Source organism: gamma proteobacterium SS-5, from assembly GCA_009497875.2.
Classification (GTDB): domain Bacteria; phylum Pseudomonadota; class Gammaproteobacteria; order Chromatiales; family Chromatiaceae; genus Magnetovirga; species Magnetovirga frankeli.
The window spans coordinates 1971438-1991847 of sequence record CP032508.2; the positions used below are offsets into that span (position 1 = coordinate 1971438).

Annotated in this window: 12 protein-coding genes and 3 pseudogenes; 10 read left to right on the forward strand and 5 right to left on the reverse strand. The window is 57.6% G+C overall.

Annotated features, from left to right (window positions below; translation table 11 throughout):
- Positions 1–98: 98 nt before the first annotated feature.
- The 4 genes and pseudogenes from D5125_14295 to D5125_14315 form a co-directional block, all read right to left on the reverse strand.
- Positions 99–491 (reverse strand): annotated as a pseudogene (locus D5125_14295) (Eco57I restriction-modification methylase domain-containing protein).
- 339 nt (positions 492–830) lie between these two features.
- Positions 831–1840, reverse strand: a pseudogene (locus D5125_14300) (Rpn family recombination-promoting nuclease/putative transposase).
- A gap of 769 nt (positions 1841–2609) precedes the next feature.
- Positions 2610–4040: an IS66 family transposase gene (locus tag D5125_14310; protein QFY90555.1), complete on the reverse strand. Its 1431-nt coding sequence runs from the start codon at positions 4038–4040 to the stop codon at positions 2610–2612.
- A gap of 8 nt (positions 4041–4048) precedes the next feature.
- Positions 4049–4723 carry a DNA adenine methylase gene (locus tag D5125_14315; GenBank protein ID QFY90556.1) on the reverse strand — a complete coding sequence of 225 codons (675 nt, stop codon included), beginning with the start codon at positions 4721–4723 and terminating at the stop codon, positions 4049–4051.
- Between the two features lie 277 nt (positions 4724–5000).
- On the opposite strand from D5125_14315, the gene D5125_14320 reads away from it, so the two are divergent.
- From D5125_14320 to D5125_14355, 8 genes are all read left to right on the forward strand, one after another.
- Complete coding sequence (locus D5125_14320) at positions 5001–5507, forward strand: GspH/FimT family pseudopilin (GenBank protein QFY91176.1); 507 nt, start codon at positions 5001–5003, stop codon at positions 5505–5507.
- Positions 5504–5968 carry a type IV pilus modification protein PilV gene (pilV, locus tag D5125_14325; protein ID QFY90557.1) on the forward strand — a complete coding sequence of 155 codons (465 nt, stop codon included), beginning with the start codon at positions 5504–5506 and terminating at the stop codon, positions 5966–5968. The genes D5125_14320 and pilV overlap by 4 nt, the downstream gene beginning before the upstream one ends.
- On the forward strand, positions 5965–7065 hold the full coding sequence (locus tag D5125_14330) for a PilW family protein (GenBank protein ID QFY91177.1): 1101 nt from the start codon (positions 5965–5967) through the stop codon (positions 7063–7065). The genes pilV and D5125_14330 overlap by 4 nt, the downstream gene beginning before the upstream one ends.
- Positions 7066–7126: 61 nt before the next feature.
- Positions 7127–7657: a pilus assembly protein PilX gene (locus D5125_14335; protein QFY90558.2), complete on the forward strand. Its 531-nt coding sequence runs from the start codon at positions 7127–7129 to the stop codon at positions 7655–7657.
- Positions 7658–7780: 123 nt separating this feature from the next.
- Positions 7781–11686 (forward strand): pilus assembly protein PilC, encoded by a 3906-nt coding sequence (locus D5125_14340; GenBank protein ID QFY90559.2) that lies wholly within the window; start codon positions 7781–7783, stop codon positions 11684–11686.
- Positions 11683–12114, forward strand: coding sequence for a type IV pilin protein (locus D5125_14345; GenBank protein ID QFY90560.1), 432 nt, complete (start codon positions 11683–11685; stop codon positions 12112–12114). The genes D5125_14340 and D5125_14345 overlap by 4 nt, the downstream gene beginning before the upstream one ends.
- 257 nt (positions 12115–12371) lie before the next feature.
- Positions 12372–12956, forward strand: a complete 585-nt coding sequence (locus tag D5125_14350; GenBank protein ID QFY90561.1) for a gluconate 2-dehydrogenase subunit 3 family protein — start codon at positions 12372–12374, stop codon at positions 12954–12956.
- A gap of 200 nt (positions 12957–13156) precedes the next feature.
- A complete protein-coding gene (locus tag D5125_14355; GenBank protein QFY90562.1) occupies positions 13157–14857 on the forward strand; it encodes a GMC family oxidoreductase in 1701 nt (566 codons plus the stop codon).
- A 188-nt stretch (positions 14858–15045) separates the two neighbouring features.
- Here D5125_14355 and D5125_14360 read toward each other — a convergent pair.
- A pseudogene (locus tag D5125_14360) lies at positions 15046–15237 on the reverse strand (hypothetical protein).
- 365 nt (positions 15238–15602) lie between these two features.
- On the opposite strand from D5125_14360, the gene D5125_14365 reads away from it, so the two are divergent.
- Both D5125_14365 and murJ read left to right on the forward strand, forming a co-directional pair.
- Positions 15603–18638: a PAS domain S-box protein gene (locus tag D5125_14365; GenBank protein QFY90563.1), complete on the forward strand. Its 3036-nt coding sequence runs from the start codon at positions 15603–15605 to the stop codon at positions 18636–18638.
- 226 nt (positions 18639–18864) lie between these two features.
- The gene (murJ, locus tag D5125_14370) at positions 18865–20409 is read left to right on the forward strand and encodes a murein biosynthesis integral membrane protein MurJ (GenBank protein QFY91178.2); all 1545 of its coding nucleotides are present in this window, start codon (positions 18865–18867) and stop codon (positions 20407–20409) included.
- Position 20410: the final 1 nt, after the last annotated feature.

Consider the following 20410-nt stretch of genomic DNA (forward strand, 5'->3'; position numbering starts at 1 on the left):
CTGGTTGGGACCGGATGGGAATTGGGATAGGCGCAGTATAGCCCGTTCATGGCACCTGCTCAGCTGAGCATCGATCCGCGCAGCGCGTGGGAACGAGAAAAGTAACAAACGCCACCCTTGAGCCCAACGCCAGGAAAGACATCGGCCGCACTGAGATAATCGTCGATCGAACGAACACGATCATCGGACAGCATGGACTCACGAAATTCATCAAGGCCCTTGCCACCGGCAAACCAGCGTGAGGGAATGACCAATGATAAGTAACGCGGTCTTAACTGTTTTGCCTGTTTTACAAATAACTGGTAAATGGGCGCAGCGCTAGTGCCATAACCGCCATCATTCAACTGGTACGGCGGGTTGCCAATGATCACGTCAAACTGCATGTCAGCTCCAAACAACTCGGCAAGGCGAGTCTTGATTGTGTCGGTGTGAATGAAGGCGTAGGCGTGAGACTCCAGCCCCTCGCCCCGGTCGAGGGCCGCCTGGCTGGCGGGGCGCGGTGCGACGAATGCAGGCCGGGCAGGACCTGCACCACGCCAAAGCCCCCGAGCAGGGACGCTGGGGGGATCAAACAGACGGACGGGCTGGACCCGGACGGGCCAGCACGGCCACCACAGATCAGGTGCTGCGCTCCACACCGTGCACGTGCCTGCTCATCCCCTATCCTGCAGCGACTGGGGAATATCGGGGCATCCCCCTTTTAAAGCCAGATCCCATCCTTCTAGATCAATGGTGGTACGTCCCCTATTTGACTAGACGTCTTTCATATTCCGGGGTGGCCGGCTTGCCCCATGATCGTTAGGCCAGGTGGCGAGGTTAGGGACCTAGTTTCAGTGTAGGGCCTCGCTGCGAAGCCTGGCCACTTCCGTCACTGGCAAGCCGGTGATCTCGGCGATGGTTTGATCGTTCATGTCGGTGCGAGCGATCAGGTTGTGGGCGGTTTCACGTTTGGATTTCTCGGCACCAAACTGTTCACCCTCCATACGGCCTTCCATACGACCTTCCATACGACCTTCCATACGACCTTCCATACGACCTTCCATGCGGCCCTTGTTCAGCAGGTTTTCCCTCAAGGTCTCAAGATTCTCTGCCAGCATGTCTTTGTTCTCCGTCAGGCTGTTGAGTTGGTTCAGGTTGATTTGCGCGTCCAGGTAGTGCAGGTGGCGCTTGATCCAGCGGGTGAGTATTTCGTCCATGCGCTGTTTGTTCGGGTCCGCCTGGATCAGGGCAACGATGCGATCCACCGCCCGTTGCAGGGCGTCGATGTCGGCGGCGGCATTCTCGATGCCGAAGATACCGCTCAGCGGGCTTTGGCGCTGCGCCAATTCTTCTTCCGTGTAGCGACCCTCATCAATCAGATAATAGCGCAGATGGGGCTGATAGACCCGCAGAAACTGCGGTGGTTCCGGTCGGATCAGCTGGTAGATGTCTTCCTTGGCGTTCCAGCGTTTGGAGCCGTTGTAGAGGACGATGGGCAGCACCGGTGGCAGGCCACGCTTGAGGTTGGCTTTTTGCTCTTGAGTAGGTGGTCGTAGAAGCAGACCAGGTAGTGCATCAGGCGCAGGGCCATGGGATAGATGACGGTGGACTGGAACTCCAGCAGCAGGTAGAGAAAGACGCGCAGGCGCAGGCCCTTCCAGCTGACCTGTACCGACCAGACCCGATCTTCGAACTTTTCCTGAAACAGCGGGGTAACGTAATTGCCGCTGTGGTTTTCCAGGGTGCTGAAGTCCATCAGTTCAGCGATCTCGGGTGGCGCGAAGCCTTCGATCAGCTGCTGGACGAACTCGGGGTGGCTGAAGAGTTCCTTGTAACCAGTGTCGTGGTGGTTGTGGTTCATGGGTGCTGGTTGGGACCGGATGGGAATTGGGATAGGCGCAGTATAGCCCGTTCATGGTGCCTGCTCAGCTGAGCATCGATCCGCGCAGCGGATCAGCTGGGTTCCCACGCAGCGCGTGGGAACGAGAAAACTTGCGCAGTGCTCGTTTGCTCCCCATGGGACGCAGAGGTCGCAAAGGACGCAGAGAAATACACGGACTGGGGCAGGATTGGCAGGCTGCCCCCTGGGTTTCCTGGCCTCGGCCTTTGCAGGAAATGTAACCCCCTGATTTGGCGGAGCAATGTTCCGCAGCGCGGATCACCTGCGTTCCCACGCAGCGCGTGGGAACGAGAATTGAGTGTATCTCACTTCTGATATTGCGCCAGTATCAGCCCTTGGCCTTCTTCAGTTCCACCACGTTGTCGGCATTGCCGATACCGCCAGCGGCCAGCATGGCGGCGGTGGCCCTTTCCATGCTGGCCCTGATCGGGTCGATGCTCAGCCGGGCATAGATCGCGGTCGTATTGACATTACGGTGGTTCAGGCTCTTGCCGATAACGCTCAGGCTTGCGCCTGTTGCGGCCTACCAGCTGCCGAGACTCGACAAATGGTGAATACCGCAGCCAAGTTGCCGGTAATGCGGCATTGTCAAGCCGTATTCTGCACTCAAGTCCGATAAAATTATTGGGCTTTATTGATGTTATCGATACTAAACAAGCCGCCTGCCCGGTGCCCAATCCGGTATGATAGTCCAGTCCTCTGGTTGGACTGACATAGCCCCTATCTGTAACTATTCAGGGGTCATCCCCATGAAATCGGGCCACCGCCCCTCGTAGAGGAGCCGCAATGCCTGTTCGGAAGATACCCCATTTTTCTGGCAGGTGGACAGATAGCTGCGGATGCGTGCAAAGATTCTTGCCCCGAGCTCTGAACGGAAACAGCCGGAGATCTTCTGCTGAACTTTGCTCATGCGCAGATCCCGTTCTCCCTGATTGTTGGTAAAGGGCACGTCGCGTTCCACCATGAAGCGCAGGACATCGGTCTCGAACTGAATCAACCGTTCCAGCAGGTTTCGAGATTTGGATCGTTTCAGCCGGCCCCGCTGTCCCGATTTCCGCTGAGACTCATCCGGTGGTGGACACTCGATCTGTCCCGCTTTGAGCAGTTGTCGGTATCGTTCCCGGAAGGCCTCGGCCTGCGTGCTGTTCAACACACCGCCCGCCTCATCGACAGCTTTGTTGATCTCCAGCAGCAGTTCCTGCACCTGTTTGGCCCACTGCTGTTGATCCTGCTCCCAGGCGCGCTCCAGCTCCCGCAGGTGGTGAGCGTTGCACAACGCGTGGTAACAAAGAAGCTGGTAGTAGGGCTTCCAGTGGTCGTGTACCAGGGTGCCGGTGTACCCGGGAAGGACCCCCATCGCCGCTATGGCCTCGCCACCGCGTTTGTCATGGGGCATCAGCAGGGTCAGGGTGGCACTGCATAGCACATGCAGCCATTTGCGTTTTCCGCCGATGTTGATCCCGGTCTCGTCGGCATGCAACAGGAGCGCCCGCGACAGCTCGCGCTTTGCCCAGTCCTCAAACGGGGCCAGCATTTCGTAAACCTCCTTGTTGAAGTTGTAGAGGCTGCCGGCACTCAAGGGAAGGCCGAACTGATCGGCAAAGTGCTCCTCGATGCGCTGGTAGGGCAGCAGTTGGAACAGCGACATGTAAACCGAGTGGATTTTGACCCCGGCGGCGTACTGGGTCTTGACCTTGACATGATCCGGGAAGGGAGCGACCACGCGTTGCTCCCGTGCATCGGCCAGGATCTCGGCCCGATATTCCGTGACCACCCGGGAAATGTGGATATCGAACACCTGGCGGCGCTCATAGCCGATACACCGGAAGATGCCATCGGTGGGAAGCGTGGCACGATCCACCGGGAGCCACTCGACATGGTCCGGATCATCGACCAGTTCCAGGTGGTGGCCCGTATGGCCTTTCTGGGCACCGGGGGTATTGTTGTTGCCGTTTTTCCCCGCCTTCTTGCGATTGGGGTCAGTGGACGGGGGCTTGGAGCTGTTGCGGCTATTGAGACCCAGTCGGTTCAACAGCAACGTGGTCAGGGTCAGCAGCAGCTCCAGCGATGCACGCAGCGCCGGTGAGAGGTTTTTCTCCTCGTCGAGCTGCCGTCTGACCGACTCGAGGGTCTGCTCGACCGGGATGTTGTCGATTATCATGGGCCGGGCTACTCGAACACTTCGCCGGCTTCCACCGCCATGATCGAGGACAGTACCGCCAGCCGTTCGGCAGGAGGCATGGCCTGATAGCGTCGCCCCCAACTGTGTGCCTTGCGTTTGATGCTCTGGCGGTGCGTGAAGTTGCGCCCCGCAAAGCTCGGCCAGTGCACCCGGTCCGGGGTGAAGTTGAACCACAGCTTCTCGGTTCTGACCCCGGCCTGATTCATCACCTGCAGTTCCAAGGTACGCCACTCTCCCAGCAGATCGTCGTAGAGCGCCGAGGGATAGCCGGAGAGGATCACCGCACAAGGCAATTGCTTGAGCAGTTCCAGCAATTGCACATGATCACTTTCCTCGTACTCGAAACGATAACGGCGTTTGGAACGGCGGGTGTGGTGCAAATAAGGGGGATCGCAATAAATCAGTTCCCGACCCTGAAAGTCGAACGAGCGGAGAAACTGATGGGCGCAGCCACAGACCTTCTCGATCGGATAGTCACACTCAAAGTGGGCCAGTGCAGCCGGATCGAGATCAATGGCAATATTGCGCAGCGCCGGTGGCTTGCGCTGCATGATGGTGCCACCGCCAAGATGGGTCTCGATATAGGTGTCGTGGGGCGGCATCAGGGCAATGATCGGTTGACACAGACCTGAAGTCGCTTTGGAACCAAAGTAGTTGCTCATGAGAACAGCCCATTCTCAAACAGAGGATGGAACACAGCATAGATGGGCCTTCCTATGCTGTCAAGGGCAAATGTAGGTGATTTTTTGGTTCGGAGAGTTATGGCTTGGCTCTGACGGGCACTTTATTGAAGCGCCCCTGAATAGTTACCCCTATCTTTAGTCCATTCAGCCCCAATCTCCCTTTGTGACGCGGTTGGCAAAACCGGCAATTTCATTGCAAAATCAGCGAAATCGCTCATACTTAGGGCTGTAGGCAGTAGCAAAGCAAGTAATCAATATGAAGCAGTCGGCATTCACCCTCATAGAACTCATGGTCACGGTGGCCGTGCTGGGCATTGTCTCGGCCATTGCGGTGCCCTCCTATCAGACCATGACGCGCAACAACCGCGCCCTGAGCCAGAACAACAGCTTGGTGGCGGCCCTCAATTACGCCCGCAGCGAGGCCGTCAAGGGCGGGCGCGACATCAAGGTGTGCCCGCGCAATACCGCCGGTACCGCCTGCCAGGCGGACGGCAACTGGGCCGATGGCTGGCTGGTGCTGGATGAGGCCAACCCTTGCGTTGCCGGTGGCACCGCCCCCTGCGTCCTGCGCGCCTTCGAGCCACTCACCGGCAGCACCGCCCTCACGGCCACCAAGACCAGCGTCAGCTATCTGGCCAGGGGCCGGGCGCTGGAAGAGGTCACCTTTACTCTCAAGCCCAACGGCTGTAGCGGCACCGAGCAACGTACCATCACCGTGCTTGGCATGGGGCGCGTTGCCTCAGACAAGGAGACCTGCTCATGAGGCGATTTGGCGGCTTTTCCCTGATCGAGGTGCTGATCAGCCTGGTCATCTTCAGCGTTGGCCTGCTCGGCCTGGCCGCCCTCCAGGCCACGGCGCTGAAACAGAACAGCACCGCCTGGGTGCGCTCCCAGGCCACCCAGTTCAGCTACGACATCGCCGACCGGATGCGCGTCAATCTGGCGGCGGCGCGTAACGGCGACTACGACTCCGACTACCCCAACACCGCCCCCAGCTGCAACCCCAGCCTGGCACCCAGCGGCACCCTGGCGCAACAGGACCTGGCGGAATGGCGCAACCTGCTGGCCTGCTGGTTGCCAGCAGGCGAGGGCGCGGTGGCCCGCTCGGGTAATACCTTCACCATCAGTGTGCGCTGGTGTGATGAGCTGGACAAGGACTGTACCCCGGAAACCGCGGGCGGCGATGCCAAGCTCCAAGAATTCAGCTTTGAGACCGAGCTATGAATACCTCAACTCCAATCAAGGGTCGGCGTCATCAGGGGGGGCTCTCTCTGGTGGAGATCATGGTCGCCCTGGCCCTGTCCCTGCTGCTCACCCTGGTGGTGGGCAACCTCTTTGTGCAGAACAAGCGCTCCTACAGCTTTCAAAGCGAGTTTGGCCGCATTCAGGAGAATGCCCGCTTTGCCGTGGAGCAGATGGCCTTTGATACGCGCATGGCGGGTTATTACGACTGTGATATCAGCGGTACTAAAATAGCAAATGTTCTACAAGATTCATCGGGTAGCCCTTTCCTTTTTGATGTATCCCAAGCAACCAGAGCCTATCCAGAAGGATCAACAGAAGTACCTGCATCCCTTGGCGTTACAGCAGGTGAGGTACTGGTTTTAAATATGTCGGACCCTAATGGAGCTGAGTATAAAACCACAAGTCCTGGACCCTCCCCAGGATCAGCAACAATAAACCTTGTAGATGATCATGATCTTGAAAAAGGTGACATCGTAATGATCACTGATTGTAGTAAATACACTGCAATATATATGAATACAAGTACAAATAAGCAGAATTTGAATCACAACGATGGGAATGAGGTGAATGGCATACAGAACTGCACTAAAAGCCTTTTTGCCTTGGGTGATTATGGAGATTGCAATGCAGGTATCATTGCTGAGAATGATCTGAAGGATTATCCCGACGCTACATTTCAAGATGATACTTTAAGGTTAATTTCATTTATTACCTATACCTATTACTTGGCACCAGGTTCTCAAGATGCCAGCAGGACAAGTCTTTACCGGATCAGATCAGGTAAAGATGGCGCTACAGAAGAATTGGCCGATGGTGTAGAAGATATGTTCTTCAGTTTTGCCATTGATACAGATGCGGATTCAGTGCCAGATGCATACAAAACCACACAGGAAATGATAGCTGATGGAGAAGACTGGAATGATGTGTATGGTATTCAGATAAACCTGCTTTTCGCCAGCAATGGTAACCTGCTGGATACCGACAAGAAATATTCATGGAAGGGGATAACCAAAGAGGACCGTCGCCTGCGTCAGGTGGTGACATCTACCGTTGGCGTCCGTAACAAACTGAATTGAGGTGCAACCTATGTATTTGCCCCAAATATCAAGCCCGCCAACCCCTGCACGACAAGGGGGCATGGTGCTGGTCACCACCCTGATCTTTCTGGTCATCATGACCATGCTGGGCCTGGCCTCGGTGCAGGGCAACAGCCTGCAGGAGCGCATGGCGGGTAATAGCAGGGACCTGAATTTGGCGTTTCAGGCGGCAGAGGCGGCGCTGAGAGCAGCAGAGGATGAGGTTCGCAATAATGACATAGAGGTGGGTAGTCAAAGTCATGTTATTGCTGATGTCAGTAAAGAAGACCCACCGATTAGCCCATCTAGCGTAACCTATTGGTACGCCGAGCTGGAGAAGGATACCGCCAAGTCGGTAAGTGTCAGTCAGGTAGCCAGTGCACCTGCTTATATCATTGAGGTGCTTGATCCACCAAGTGGTAGCGGAGGGGCTAGTGCCAGCAATGAAGTGGTTGATGCTGCCTTTGAAGCGCAACCATCTGAAGAAGGCCTTGATAATACCTATCGCATCACCAGCCGTGGCGTGGGTGCCACCGAAGGCGCGTCGGTCATTTTGCAATCCACCTTTGCTCTGCCCCCAACATCACCCTAAATCTCAATATATCTGGTCGGGAGCTACATTATGCATAGCGCAAGACAAACTGTTGGGCCTAAGTTGCTATCTTATAACCTATCAATTATTTCATTTATAGTCTGTTCATTGCTGCTGTCTGTAATGGCCTATGCTAGCTGCCCTGAAATTACTATTGAGACAACTATAGAAAGAAATTCTTCCTGGAAGAAAATTGCGAGAGAGGACGTACCCGATCTTGAGTCAGTCACCTCTTATACAGGTTTTGTTGATGGAGGATTTTCAAACTCATGCAAGGTTACGCTTCTTAATGATGCTGATGATCTTCTCAAATATAGGCGCTGTGCTGCTGCGACGGTTTCCCTGACTGGCCCTGCTGCATCTTGCGCCCCATCAAGTACAGGTGATGTCTCCCAGACCCCCTTGTTTCTTGGGGGCGCTGATGTTCCTGGCAATTTGTTGCTAGTCCCCTCAGTGGAATGGCCTACAGTGAATAGTGTTGCGAATCTGGGTGCTTATAACCCTGACAATGAATACACAGGGTATTTTGATTCCTATAAGTGTTACGACTACAGCTACAGCAGCACGGAGGCTGACCGGCATTTCTACCCCAGCAGTACCACGGAAACACGTACGTGCTCTGGCAAGTGGAGTGGAAACTTCCTCAATTGGGCAGCTACACAAACGATAGATCCTTTTCGTTCGGCCCTTACGGGCGGTCATAGGGTCAAGGACACTTCCACGGAAACTTGGCTGGAAAAGGCGCGCCATGATGGCCAAGGGGGTACTGGACTTTATCCCAATCGTAGATTGCCAGAGTCTGGCAATGGTGCAAGCCTAGTCAGTGGTGCCACGCCCTTTAATGCCAATTGGCTGCAAATGCGTATTCAAGGACTGGGTAATAAAATGCGATTTCGGTTGGATAATAGTGGTGTTGACACTAGCGTAACCGCCTACAATCCTTCTATGGCTATTAGCAAGGACAAGGCTTACGAAGTCAGCATAAGGGTTAAGGTATGCGTGTCAGGAATGCTGGAAGGGAATTGCAAACAATACAGTCAGGGCTATAAGCCAGAGGGCTTGCTACAGCAAAATGCGGCCAAACTTAGATATGGCATTTTTGGCTACCTGAATGATTCCAATATGAAACGAGACGGTGCCGTACTCAGGGCGCAGCAGAAAATGGTTGGGCCTACGCGGAAGAATGCTCAGATGGATGTGGAGGATAACCCAAACCAGGAGTGGGACCCCGTTACCGGCGTATCGATCAGTAACCCCGATGCCGATGATGCATCGGCTTCTAGCTCTGCTTTGGGAATTACCATCAATAATAGTGGTGTGATCAATTATCTGAATAAATTTGGCCAGCTGACTACAAACAACAACAAGAGTTATGATCCTGTTGGCGAGCTTTACTATGCCGGTCTGAGGTATCTTAAAAATCAGGGTAATGTGTCTGCTTATACCAGCATGTCAGGTGCTTCAACCAGCGACAAAAATAAATGGGCCGATGGATTTCCTGTTATAACTACCTGGGTTGACCCTATGCAACACAGTTGTCAAGCCAATGTGATGCTGGGTATAGGGGATATTTATACCCATAGGGATAAAAATCTTCCAGGCAGTAGTTGCACCAGTGATGAACCAAGTAAGCCCTCTGAGGTATCATCGGATAGCACTGTCAATGTGGTAACCGAGACCAATAAAGTAGGTCAGATGGAAGGCATAGGCAATATTGGCAGCAAATGTAACTTTACTGGACGTAATAACTCAGCCTTTATGGCAGGTTTGGCTTGGCATGCCAAGACCAGTGATATTCGTCCTGACTTGGATGGTACGCAAAGGGTTTCCACTTACTGGGTGGATGTGCTTGAGGCGCTTTCGCTGGAAGGCATGGCTAGAAACCAATTTGCACTTGCAGCCAAGTACGGTGGTTTCAATCCGCCCGCAGACTTTGATCCAGCCACATGGGGCACAGATTCTTTACCTGAGGCTTGGTGGCATACCAATGGTGAAACCCTGACCCCCTTTGGCTCCAGAGGAAATGGTCAGGCCAGTTTCAAACGTCCAGATAATTTCTTCCTTGCCGGTGAGGCTGGGGCTATGGTGCAAAGCCTGAAAAGTGCTTTTCAAAATATCATAGAAGAAACCACGGGTAACTTTTCTGCGGTCGCGGCCAGTACTGCAGAGCTTAAGACAGATACCATGGTATTCCAGGCGCGCTTTGACAGCACGGACTGGAGTGGTGAGTTGATCGCTTATGGTTTCGATCCCACAGCAGAAAATCCTTTTAGCCTAAAATGGAATGCAGCTGAGCAGATACCAGAGGCTGCTAATCGCAAAATTGTAAGTTTTAACCCAGATACCAATGCAGGTATTGATTTCCAATGGAGTCAGCTGAACAGTACGCAAAAGACCCAGCTTAATGATACCGAGGAATTGCTGAACTATTTGCGCGGTGATTCCAGCGAAGAAGTGAGCAATGGTGGTGACTACCGCGATCGCAGTGTTTTATTGGGCGACATTGTCAACTCCAGTCCTGTGTATGTTGATGTTAATCTCGATTATCGCTACACCGATGATCTTCAATCTGGATATGCCGATTTCAAAGCATCGCTTGAAGACACGCCCGCAATGATTTATGTCGGAAGTAATGATGGCATGTTGCATGCTTTTAAGGCAACGACAGGTGAAGAATTATTTGCCTATGTACCCAATGCTGTATTTCCGAATTTAGCGGAGTTGGGTAAGTCTGCCTATAACCACAAGTATTTTGTTGATGGAGATATTTTTGTTGGTCACGCCTATATTGCTGCTAGAGGCGGTTGGCGGACGGTGTTGGTTGGTGGTTTGGGTGCTGGGGGTAAGGCTATCTATGCCCTGGATATAACCAATCCAGAGGGGTTTAGCAAAACAGACGTACTCTGGGAGTTCAGCCATGCTGACCTGGGTTACAGCTTCGGCAGACCAACCATAGCACCCATGGGTAATGGTGAATGGGCGGTCATACTGGGCAATGGATACCAAAGTAGTTTAGGTAAGGCCAGTCTGTTTGTTTTGGATGTGGCTGATGGTAGCTTGATCAAGCAGATTGATCTTGACACTAGCGGAGGCAACGGTCTGTCTGCACCTGTTACTGTGGCCAATGATAGTCGTCAAATTATTCATGCCTTTGCAGGTGATCTTAAGGGAAATATGTGGCGCGTGGATTTCTGTAGTAGTTGTGATGGCACCAATCCTAATTTTATCAGCAACCAATGGGAACCCAGTTGGTCTTCTGGCGGTGATCCCGCACCACTGTTCACTACGCCGGATAATAGGCCAATAACCAGTAGGCCTGCCGTTGGTAAACATCCTGATGGTGGTTATATTGTTTTCTTTGGAACCGGCAAGTTTTACGAAACCGGAGATAATATAATCGGCAGCAGTCCTGCTATTGAGGCGTTTTACGGATTGCGTGATGCGGATGGCCCTATCAGCGGGGTTAGTGAACTGCTGGAGCACAGCATTGGTTGGCAGGGGACTGGTCTGGATCGCAGTCTGCGTGTTACCAGCTCCACAGAAGAGGAGCCTTTCTTGATCACTCCAACCGGATCAGAAAAAGGTTGGTATCTACCTTTGATCTACAACAGTGTCCAGGAATCCGAGCGTGTCGTTGCCGAGCCTGTACTTAGAAATGGAAGGATAATTTTTGTGACAATGGTTCCGAATCCCGACCCTTGCGGCTATGGAGGAAGTGGTTGGTTGATGGAACTGAGGGCGACAGATGGTTCTAGGCTGACGGATGTGGTATTTGATTTGAACAATGATGGTGAGTTTGATCAAGAGGACATGATAGAGCTAGATGGCGAGCTGGTTCCGCCGGTTGGTCTGATGCCGGGGAATGGTGATGAGCCCTCAATACCCCCAGAAGTACCTGCTATCATCGGTGATGGAGCCAAGGAATATAAGGTAGGATCAACCAGTAGCGGTGCTCTCTATAAAGAAACCGAATCTGGGCGAGGTGGGAAAGAAGATATGGTTCGTGGTTCCTGGAGGCAGTTGCAATGATGCCTACTAAAAAGTATGTCGGCTTCACCCTGATTGAGCTGATGATTGCCGTGGCCGTCATCGGCATACTCGCCGCCATTGCCCTGCCCAGCTACCGGGAGTATGTGCTGCGTACCAACCGGGCCTATGCCAAGAGCGCCCTGCTCAATACGGCCCAGGCCATGGAGCGCTGCTATACGGTGGGCTATAACTATGCGGCAACGGACTGCACCGGTCTGGTACCCAGCGGCATGACCTCGCCGGAGGGCTATTACAGCATCACCTTCGCCAGCGGTCAGCCGACCCAGGCCACCTTTATTCTGCAGGCGGCACCGGTCAGTGGTGGACCCCAGGTGGGCGATAAGTGCGGCACCTTTACCCTGAACCAGGCCGGTAGTCAGGGGGTCAGCGGCGCGACGCTGTCAGCAGCGGATTGCTGGGGGCGTTGATGCTGAGTTTGGCGGTTAGGCCATAGTTCGTGATTTGTAACTACTCCGGTGGTTAGGCCCCCCGCCCCCCTTTGCAAAAGGGGGGGGTTGACCGCCCCCATGATCGTTAGACAGATACAGGATGCCAAGCCTGGTCTTGCGTCAAACCTTGTCCACCCGCTGATAGTCTGCCGAATCGCGCAGTGCGCCAGACCCCAGATGATAGATGGCCTGCATGAACCCCAGCCCAACCCCGTCATGGGTTAGAATCCGGTCTTATGGGCACAGCTAGGGCCGTTGCGGCCAATCCCGTGGAACAGATACGCCAGTGGCGCTCGGAGTTGTTGACCCGGCGTCAGGCCTTGTTGCGCCTGGCCGGTGGCAGCCTGGCCTTGCTCATGCCCCTGCCCGTGCAGGCGACCCTATCCGAGGCGGATAGTTGGCGCATCATCGATGCCGTGCAGCAGCGCCTGTTGCCCAGCGAGCCTGAATCACCGGGTGCCAGGGAGATCAATGCCCTGGGCTATCTGCGCTGGCTGGTGGCGGACACCAAGCTGGATGCCGAAGAGCGCGCCTTTTTGTTGCGTGGGGCCGGTTGGCTGGAGGATCTCTGTGTTCAGCGACTGGGGCAGGGCTTTGTTCATTTGAGCAATGAACAACAGGGGCAGATGCTCACCGAGGTGGCCCAGAGCGAGGCGGGGGAGAACTGGATCAACAGCCACCTGAGCTATCTGCTGGAGGCCCTGCTGAGCGATCCCATCTACGGCGGTAACCGGGATGAGCAGGGTTGGCGCTGGCTGGGGCACCGGCCAGGCTTTCCCCGGCCCAACCGCGATAATTGCTACAAGGCGGGCCAATCCTGACCCTGTGCGGTTGGAGGCCAAAAATTGGAACGCAAAGAGCGCAAAGGGTTGCAAGGGTTGTAGAGCCTTAGCCCGGATGGAGTGTAACGGAATCCGGGGGTGGTCCTAATTTGCGATAATCGGCGTAATCCGCGGTTTATTATGATGAAAATACACTACTTGATCTGTAACACTCGGCCTCATCCGCGGTTTCTCGGCTGATGGCGCAGGATTTTGATGTCTGCGTGATTGGCAGCGGCGCTGGCGGCGGTCCGGTGGCCTGGGCCCTGAGCCAGGCGGGGTATTCGGTGCTGGTGCTGGAGAAGGGGCCTTGGTTCCGCGAGGCGGACTTCGCCAAGGATGAGCTGGCCTGCTGTCGGCGCAGCCACTACACGCCCAATCTGCGCGATGAACAGCATGTGCTGGAGGATGCGGACGGGCAGGGCGGTTGGGATGCCGTGCCCACGGGCGAGTCGGGGCGGGATTTCTGGAACGGCAGCCTGGTAGGCGGTTCGAGCAACCTGATGTCGGGCTTTTTCCATCGCATGAAACCCAAGGACTTTCGCCTGCTCAGCGAATACGGCCCTATCGCCGGGGCCAATCTGGCCGACTGGCCCATAGATTATGCCGATCTGGAGCCCTATTTCACCCGTGTCGAGAGCCTGGTGGGGGTATCGGGCCAGGCCCGGCCGCACAGCCAGCTGGAGCCGCGCTCCACCCCGGATTTCCCTCTGCCGCCGACGGCAGAGCATCCGGTGGCGAGCTGGATCGACCAGACCTGTGAGCGGCTTGGCCTGACCCCAGTGCGGGTGGCGCGGGCCATCTTGCCGCAGCCCTATCAGGGGCGCGATGTCTGCTCTTACAGCGGCTATTGCGGTAGCTACGGCTGCAATACCGCCGCCAAGGGCAGTGCTCGGGTGGCCTTTATCGAGCCAGCCCTGGCCAGCGGACGTTGCCAGCTGCGCCCCAACAGCCCGGTGCGCCGCTTGATCAGCGATGCAAAAGGCCGGGTGCGCGAGGCCGAGTATCTGGATGCCCAGGGCCAGCCGCAGCGGGTAAGGGCCCAGGTGTTTGTCGTTGCCTGTCAGGCCATAGAGAGCGTGCGCCTGCTGCTGGCCAGCCCAGGCCCGGCCCACGACCAGGGGCTGGGCAACAACAAGGGCCAGCTGGGGCGCAATCTGGTGTTCTCCGCAGGCGGTGCCGGTGGTGGCTATTTCACCTACGCCAAGCTGGACCCGGTCAGACAGGCCCAGTTGCGTCTGCTTGGGCCCTTTGTCAACCGCGCCTTGCAGCATTGGTATGAGATCGATGATCCGGCCTTTGCGCCGGGGCCGGCCAAGGGCGGCACCATCGAGTTTCTCATGGCCCATCCCAACGCCATTCCCCTGGCCCGCAGCGCGGCCAGTGCAGACGGCAAGCCGCTTTGGGGCCTGCCGCTGAAACGCAAGCTGGAGCGCTGGTTCAGCGAGGACCGCAAGCTCAGCTTCGAGGTATTCAATGACTGGCTGCCCAACGATGATTGCTTTGTCCGCCTGGACCCGGCGCTGAAGGACAGGTGGGGTATGCCGGTGGCGCGGGTGCGCCTGGGTGCCCATCCCCATGACCTGAGGGTAGGGCGTTACCTGGCCGAGCAGGGCGAGCGGGTGCTCAGGGAGATGGGCGCGGACTGGGTCAGCTCCAGCGTCAGCGCCGCGCCGCCACCCAATCTGGTGGCCGGTGGCTGCCGCTTTGGTACGGATCCGGCCCACTCGGTGCTGGACCCGGACTGCCGGGTCTGGGGGGCGGAGAATCTGTTTGTCTCTGATGCCTCTTTTATGCCCACTGGCGGCAGCGTGCCCTATACCTGGACCATCTACGCCAACGCCCTGCGGGTGGCGGAGCGGATTGCCGATCAGCTGGTGGTGCCGAATTTCAGGACGTAGATGTCACGTCCACCTTTTTCAAACGGGGGAATCCCCCCTAGCCCCCCCCCTTTTGCAAAGGGGGGACTTACCGCTGGCCCCTTTTGCAAAGGGGGGGATTTGCCGCTGGCCTCCCCCTTTATCAAAGGGGGATTGAGGGGGATTTGAGGTACAGCCTTCCCTTTGGGGGCTATCCGTTGGGTTGACAGCTACTTCAGATAATTGACCACAAAAACGGCGGCGGCCACGGTGATGCCCAATGACCAGAACATGAAGCGGTCCATGCGCCGGATGATCTCATCGAAACGTTTGTCCACTTGTTCGAAGCGCTTATCTACTTGTTCAAAACGTTTTTCCACCTGCTCAAAGCGTTTGTCCACCTGCTCAAAACGTTTATCCATGTCCGTCCGTAACTGAATCATTTCCTGCCGCAGGTCTTGATCGAGGTGGGCGAAGTGGTTGGTCTGCGCCTTTAATACCAGGATGATCATTTCTTCCGGCCGCAGCGCCTCTCCCGCCGTCAGACGGGTAAAGATCTGCCTGGACTGAGCATCCAGCCATTCGTCAAATAGATTGTCATCGAACATGATGGGATTCCTTGTTTGGCGTTCGCTTGGCACTCAGGCATGATTCTAGCCCCCAAACAAGGCTCAGCCAAAGCGATTCCGGGTGGCCCATTCCTTGTCCTTGCGCCAGGGGCACTAAACTGCGGGTTTTGCGGTAAAGTAGCCGTCTGATCTCTCACGCGTTGGAAAGACCCAGAGCCATGCCCCAGGAGCCGACTGATATCCGTGATCAAGGGCCCAGCCCGGACCCCAGGCAGACGGATGAAGACAATCTTGAACACCATATCCTTGCCACCGAGCGCAAGGGCAGGGCGCAGGACGCCTATGCCGATGATTATCTGCGCCTGCAGGAGAGCGAGCGGCGCTTTCAGGCCACCTTCGATCAGGCTGCCGTGGGCCTGGCCCATGTGGACCCGGACGGTAACTGGCTGCGGGTCAATCGCAAGCTCTGCGCCATCCTGGGCTACAGCGAGAAAGAACTGCTCGGCAAGACCTTTCACGAGATCACCCACCCCGATGACCTGGATGCCGATCTGGACCAGATTCAGCGCATGCTTACCGGCACCATCGACAGCTACAGCATGGAGAAGCGTTACATCCGCAAGGACGGCTCTCGGGTCTGGGTCAATCTCACCGTCGCCCTGATCTGGACCCCGGAGCGCACGCCGGATTATTTCGTCTCGGTGATCGAGGACATCGACCGGCGCAAGCAGGCCGAGCTGGCCTTGCAGCTAAGCGAGCGGCGCTTTCGCGACCTCACCGAGAACCTGACCGACTGGGTCTGGGAGATCGACGCCGAGGGCCGCTACAGCTACCTCAGCCCCGGTATCGAGGCGGTGCTGGGCTATGCCCCGGAGGAGTTGCTCGGGCGCAGCCCCTTTGAACTCATGCCCGCGGGGGAGGCGGAGCGGGTGCGGGCCTTGTTCGCCCACTACTACAGCCACAAGCAGGCCTTCCAGGAGTTGAAGAACATCAATCTTCACAAGGACGGGCGCGAGCTGGTGGTGCTGACCAGCGGCCTGCCCATCCTGGATCAGGCGGGGAACCTGCTGGGCTATCACGGTACCGACCGGGACATCACCGAAGCCAGCCGTACCCAGCAGGCCCTGGAGCAGGAGCGCCTGCGCTTGCAGGCCTTTTTGCAGACCGCCAGCGACGGCATCCATGTGATCAATACCCAGGGCCTGCTGGTGGAGGCGAATGACGCCTTTCTCAACATGATCGGCCATGGTCAGGATGCCATCGGCAGGCTGCACGTATCCGACTGGGATCCGGTCATGGTCGGGGCCAACTTTGCCCACAAGCGCGATGAGTTGGTCAATGAACGCAAGATGCTCCTGTTTGAAAGCCGTCACCGCCGTGCCGATGGCAGCTATCTGGATGTGGAGGTCAATGTCAATGCCCTCAAGGTGGGCGACGAGTGCCTGCTGTTTGCCTCCTCGCGGGACATCACCGAGCGGCTCAACCAGCAGCGCCAGTTGCAGGAGCTGAACCGCAACCTGGAGGCCCTGGTGGCCGAGCGCACCCGTGAGTTGAAGCAGGCCAAGGAGCAGGCCGAGCAGGCCAGCCAGGCCAAGAGCAACTTCCTGGCCAATATGAGCCATGAGATACGCACCCCGCTGGGGGCCGTGCTGGGCCTGGCGCGGATGGGGGCGCGGGACAATCTCGACCGTCAGGTGGGCGATGTGTTCGAGCAGATCCTGGAGTCCGGCGACCATCTGCTCAAGGTGATCAACGATATCCTGGACTTCTCCCGTATCGAAAGCGGTCAGATGCAGTTGGAGTGGATCCCCTACCAGCTGCCCAAGCTGGTCGATCACCTGTTGGAGCTGATGCGGCCCAAGGTGCAAAGCCGGGGCCTGCAACTGAAGCTGGAGATGGACCGCCAGCAGCCTGCCTGGGTACGAGGCGACCCCCACCGGCTCAACCAGATCCTGCTCAACCTGCTGGGTAACGCCATCAAGTTCACCGAGCGCGGCGAGGTCGGCCTGAGCATCCAGCGCCAGGGCGATGAGACCCTGTTTCAGGTGCGCGATACCGGCATCGGTATGACCGAGACCCAACGCGCGCGCCTGTTCCGCTCCTTCGAGCAGGCGGACAGCTCCACCACCCGGCTCTACGGCGGCACCGGGCTGGGCCTGTCCATCAGTCGCAATCTGGCGCAGTTGATGGGCGGTGATATCCGGGTGGAGAGCGCACCGGACCAGGGCTCCTGTTTTACCCTCAATCTGCCCCTGCAACAGGCCGAGCCCGAGGCCATGCCCGCCGTGGAACATGCCCAGGGTCCGGCCGCATCGCGCCTGGCCGGGCTGCGCCTGTTGGCGGCGGAAGACGTGGAGATCAATCGCTTTATCCTGCAAGACATGCTGGAGCACGCCGGGGCCGAGGTGGTGTTTGCCGAGAACGGCATGCAGGCCCTGGGCACCATCGCCCGCGAAGGGGCCAAGGCCTTCGATGCCGTGCTGATGGACATACAGATGCCCATCATGGACGGCTATCAGGCCAGCAAGCGTATCCGCACCATTGCCCCGGACCTGCCCATCATCGGTCTCACCGCCCATGCCCTGAAGGAGGAGCGGGAGCACTGCCTGGCCGTGGGCATGGTGGATCACGTCACCAAGCCGATCGAGGAGGAGGTGCTGATGGAGGCCCTGATTCGGCATTGCCGACCTAACGGACATGGGGCGGACAGCGCCACCCCGGAACCTGAAACATCTGTTGGCGGCTCCGGGACTCGGGACGCGGGACGCGGGACTCGAAATTTGCCACGGATGTTTCACGGTAACGATCAGGGGGCGGAGAATCAGGCAGCTGTCGAGGGCGGCGCGACTCAGGACGTTGGATTCGGGGCTGGCTTGCCAGCATCCGTGGCTGAAGCGGAAGGGCTGCAGGCCACGCCCGATCAGGGTCTGATCGACTGGGCCCAGGTCAAGGCCAAGTATGCCAAGCGCGAGGGCCTGCAGGCCAAGCTGGTGCGCATCGCCCTGGATCAGGTAGAGCCGCTGCCCGAGACCCTGCGCCAGCTCGCCGAGGGAGAGGATTACGCCAGTTGTGCCTTCCAGGCCCATCTGCTGAAGAATGTCGGCGGCAATATCCCCGCCCCCAGACTGGTGGAACTGGCCCTGGCCACAGAGCAGGCGGCCCGCGCCGAGCAGCCCCAGTGCTTCGACCAACTGCGCCAGCTGGCCGATCTGACCCAGGCCTTTGCCGAGGAGTTGCAGCAGTGGCTGGCCTGAGCCAGCGGCCAGCCCTGGGGGCTCCGAGCGCTGGCTCGGACGGGGTTTTCTCTGCTCCAGCCCGTAGCCCGGATGCAGCGAAGCGGAATCCGGGAGGCCTTGCCCAACACAGGAGCGCCTACCCAGGGGCCACCCCGGATTCCGTTGCACTTCATCCGGGCTACGACCATCCGGTCGCTGAGGTGACTGCCAATCCAAGCCAGGCGCTAAGTCAGAGACCCCGCCCTTGAGCCTGATCCGCGCCCTGGCCAAGGTCAGCAGCAACACCCTGGTGTCCCGGGTGCTGGGCTTTGTGCGTGACCTGGTGTTGGCCCATGTGTTTGGCGCCAACAGCCACACCGATGCCTTCTTCGTCGCCTTCAAGATCCCCAACTTCATGCGCCGCCTGTTCGCCGAGGGGGCCTTCGCCACCGCCTTCGTGCCGGTGCTCAGCGAATACAAGGTCAAGCGCTCCTTCGCCGAGCTGAAGGCCTTTGTCGATACGGTGGGCGGCAGCCTGGGGCTGGTGTTGCTCGGGGTGACCCTGGTTGGGGTGGCCGGCGCGCCCCTGCTGGTGATGGTGTTCGCCCCCGGTTTTGCCGATGACCCCGGCAAGCTGGAGCTGGCCGGACAGATGCTGCGCCTGACCTTCCCCTACCTGTTGTTCATCTCCCTCACCGCCTTTGCCGGCGGCATACTCAATGCCTATAACCGCTTTGCCATACCGGCCTTTACCCCGGTGTTGCTCAACCTGTCCCTGATCGGCTGCGCCCTCTGGCTGGCGCCGAGGATGCAGGAGCCCATCGTCGCCCTGGCCTGGGGGGTGCTGATTGCCGGCATCGCCCAGCTGACCTTTCAGCTGCCCTTTCTCAACAAGCTGAGGCTGGTACCCCGGCTCCGGGTGAATTTTCGCGATGAGGGGGTGCGGCGTATCCTGCGCCTGATGCTACCGGCCCTGTTTGGGGTGTCGGTGACCCAGATCAGCCTGCTGCTGGATACCCTGATCGCCTCCTTTCTGATCAGCGGCTCCATCTCCTGGCTGTATTATTCGGATCGACTGATGGAGTTCCCCCTGGGCATCATCGGCGTGGCCCTGGGCACGGTGATCCTGCCCAATCTGTCCCACCGCCATGCCGAGGCCTCGCCCGAGGGCTTCTCCCGCGCCATCGACTGGGGCCTGCGCTGGGTGCTGCTGCTGGGCCTGCCGGCCAGCGTCGGCCTGGTCCTGTTAGCCGAGCCGATCATCGCCACCCTGTTCCAGTCGGCGGTGTTCACCCCGGCCGATGTGGCCATGACCCAGCGCAGCCTGATGGCCTATGCCCTGGGCCTGCTCGCCTTTATCGCCATCAAGGTGCTGGCCACCGGCTACTATGCCCGACAGGACACCAAGACCCCGGTGAAGATCGCCATCAAGGCCATGGCAGTGAATATGCTGCTGAATATACTGCTGGTGTTCCCCCTGGCCCACGCCGGGCTGGCCTTGGCTACCAGTCTTTCTGGCATGTTAAATGCCTTTCTGCTCTACCGAGGCCTGCGTCTGGCCCAGGTCTATCTGCCCCTGCCCGGCTGGCGCGAGCGTATCGGCCGCGTCCTGCTGGCCACCCTGCTGATGGGCCTGCTGCTCTGGTTTGGCGCTAAGGAAGTGGGTGATTGGGTCGAAATAGAGCGTGAGCAACGCATCTGGGGCCTGCTGCTGCTGGTCGGTGCCGGTGGTGGCAGCTATTTTCTGCTGCTTTGGCTGCTGGGCATAGGCAAAAGGGATTTTACGGATCAGGGGGCAGAGGACAGATGAC

Coding starts and splice junctions, on each gene's coding strand:
- D5125_14355 (QFY90562.1), top strand. CDS start 13,157: ATGGCGCAGGATTTTGATGTCTGCGTGATTGGCAGCGGCGCTGGCGGC.
- D5125_14350 (QFY90561.1), top strand. CDS start 12,372: ATGGGCACAGCTAGGGCCGTTGCGGCCAATCCCGTGGAACAGATACGC.
- pilV (QFY90557.1), top strand. CDS start 5,504: ATGAGGCGATTTGGCGGCTTTTCCCTGATCGAGGTGCTGATCAGCCTG.
- D5125_14320 (QFY91176.1), top strand. CDS start 5,001: ATGAAGCAGTCGGCATTCACCCTCATAGAACTCATGGTCACGGTGGCC.
- D5125_14345 (QFY90560.1), top strand. CDS start 11,683: ATGATGCCTACTAAAAAGTATGTCGGCTTCACCCTGATTGAGCTGATG.
- D5125_14335 (QFY90558.2), top strand. CDS start 7,127: ATGGTGCTGGTCACCACCCTGATCTTTCTGGTCATCATGACCATGCTG.
- D5125_14315 (QFY90556.1), bottom strand. CDS start 4,723: ATGAGCAACTACTTTGGTTCCAAAGCGACTTCAGGTCTGTGTCAACCG.
- D5125_14365 (QFY90563.1), top strand. CDS start 15,603: ATGCCCCAGGAGCCGACTGATATCCGTGATCAAGGGCCCAGCCCGGAC.
- D5125_14310 (QFY90555.1), bottom strand. CDS start 4,040: ATGATAATCGACAACATCCCGGTCGAGCAGACCCTCGAGTCGGTCAGA.
- D5125_14340 (QFY90559.2), top strand. CDS start 7,781: ATGGCCTATGCTAGCTGCCCTGAAATTACTATTGAGACAACTATAGAA.
- D5125_14330 (QFY91177.1), top strand. CDS start 5,965: ATGAATACCTCAACTCCAATCAAGGGTCGGCGTCATCAGGGGGGGCTC.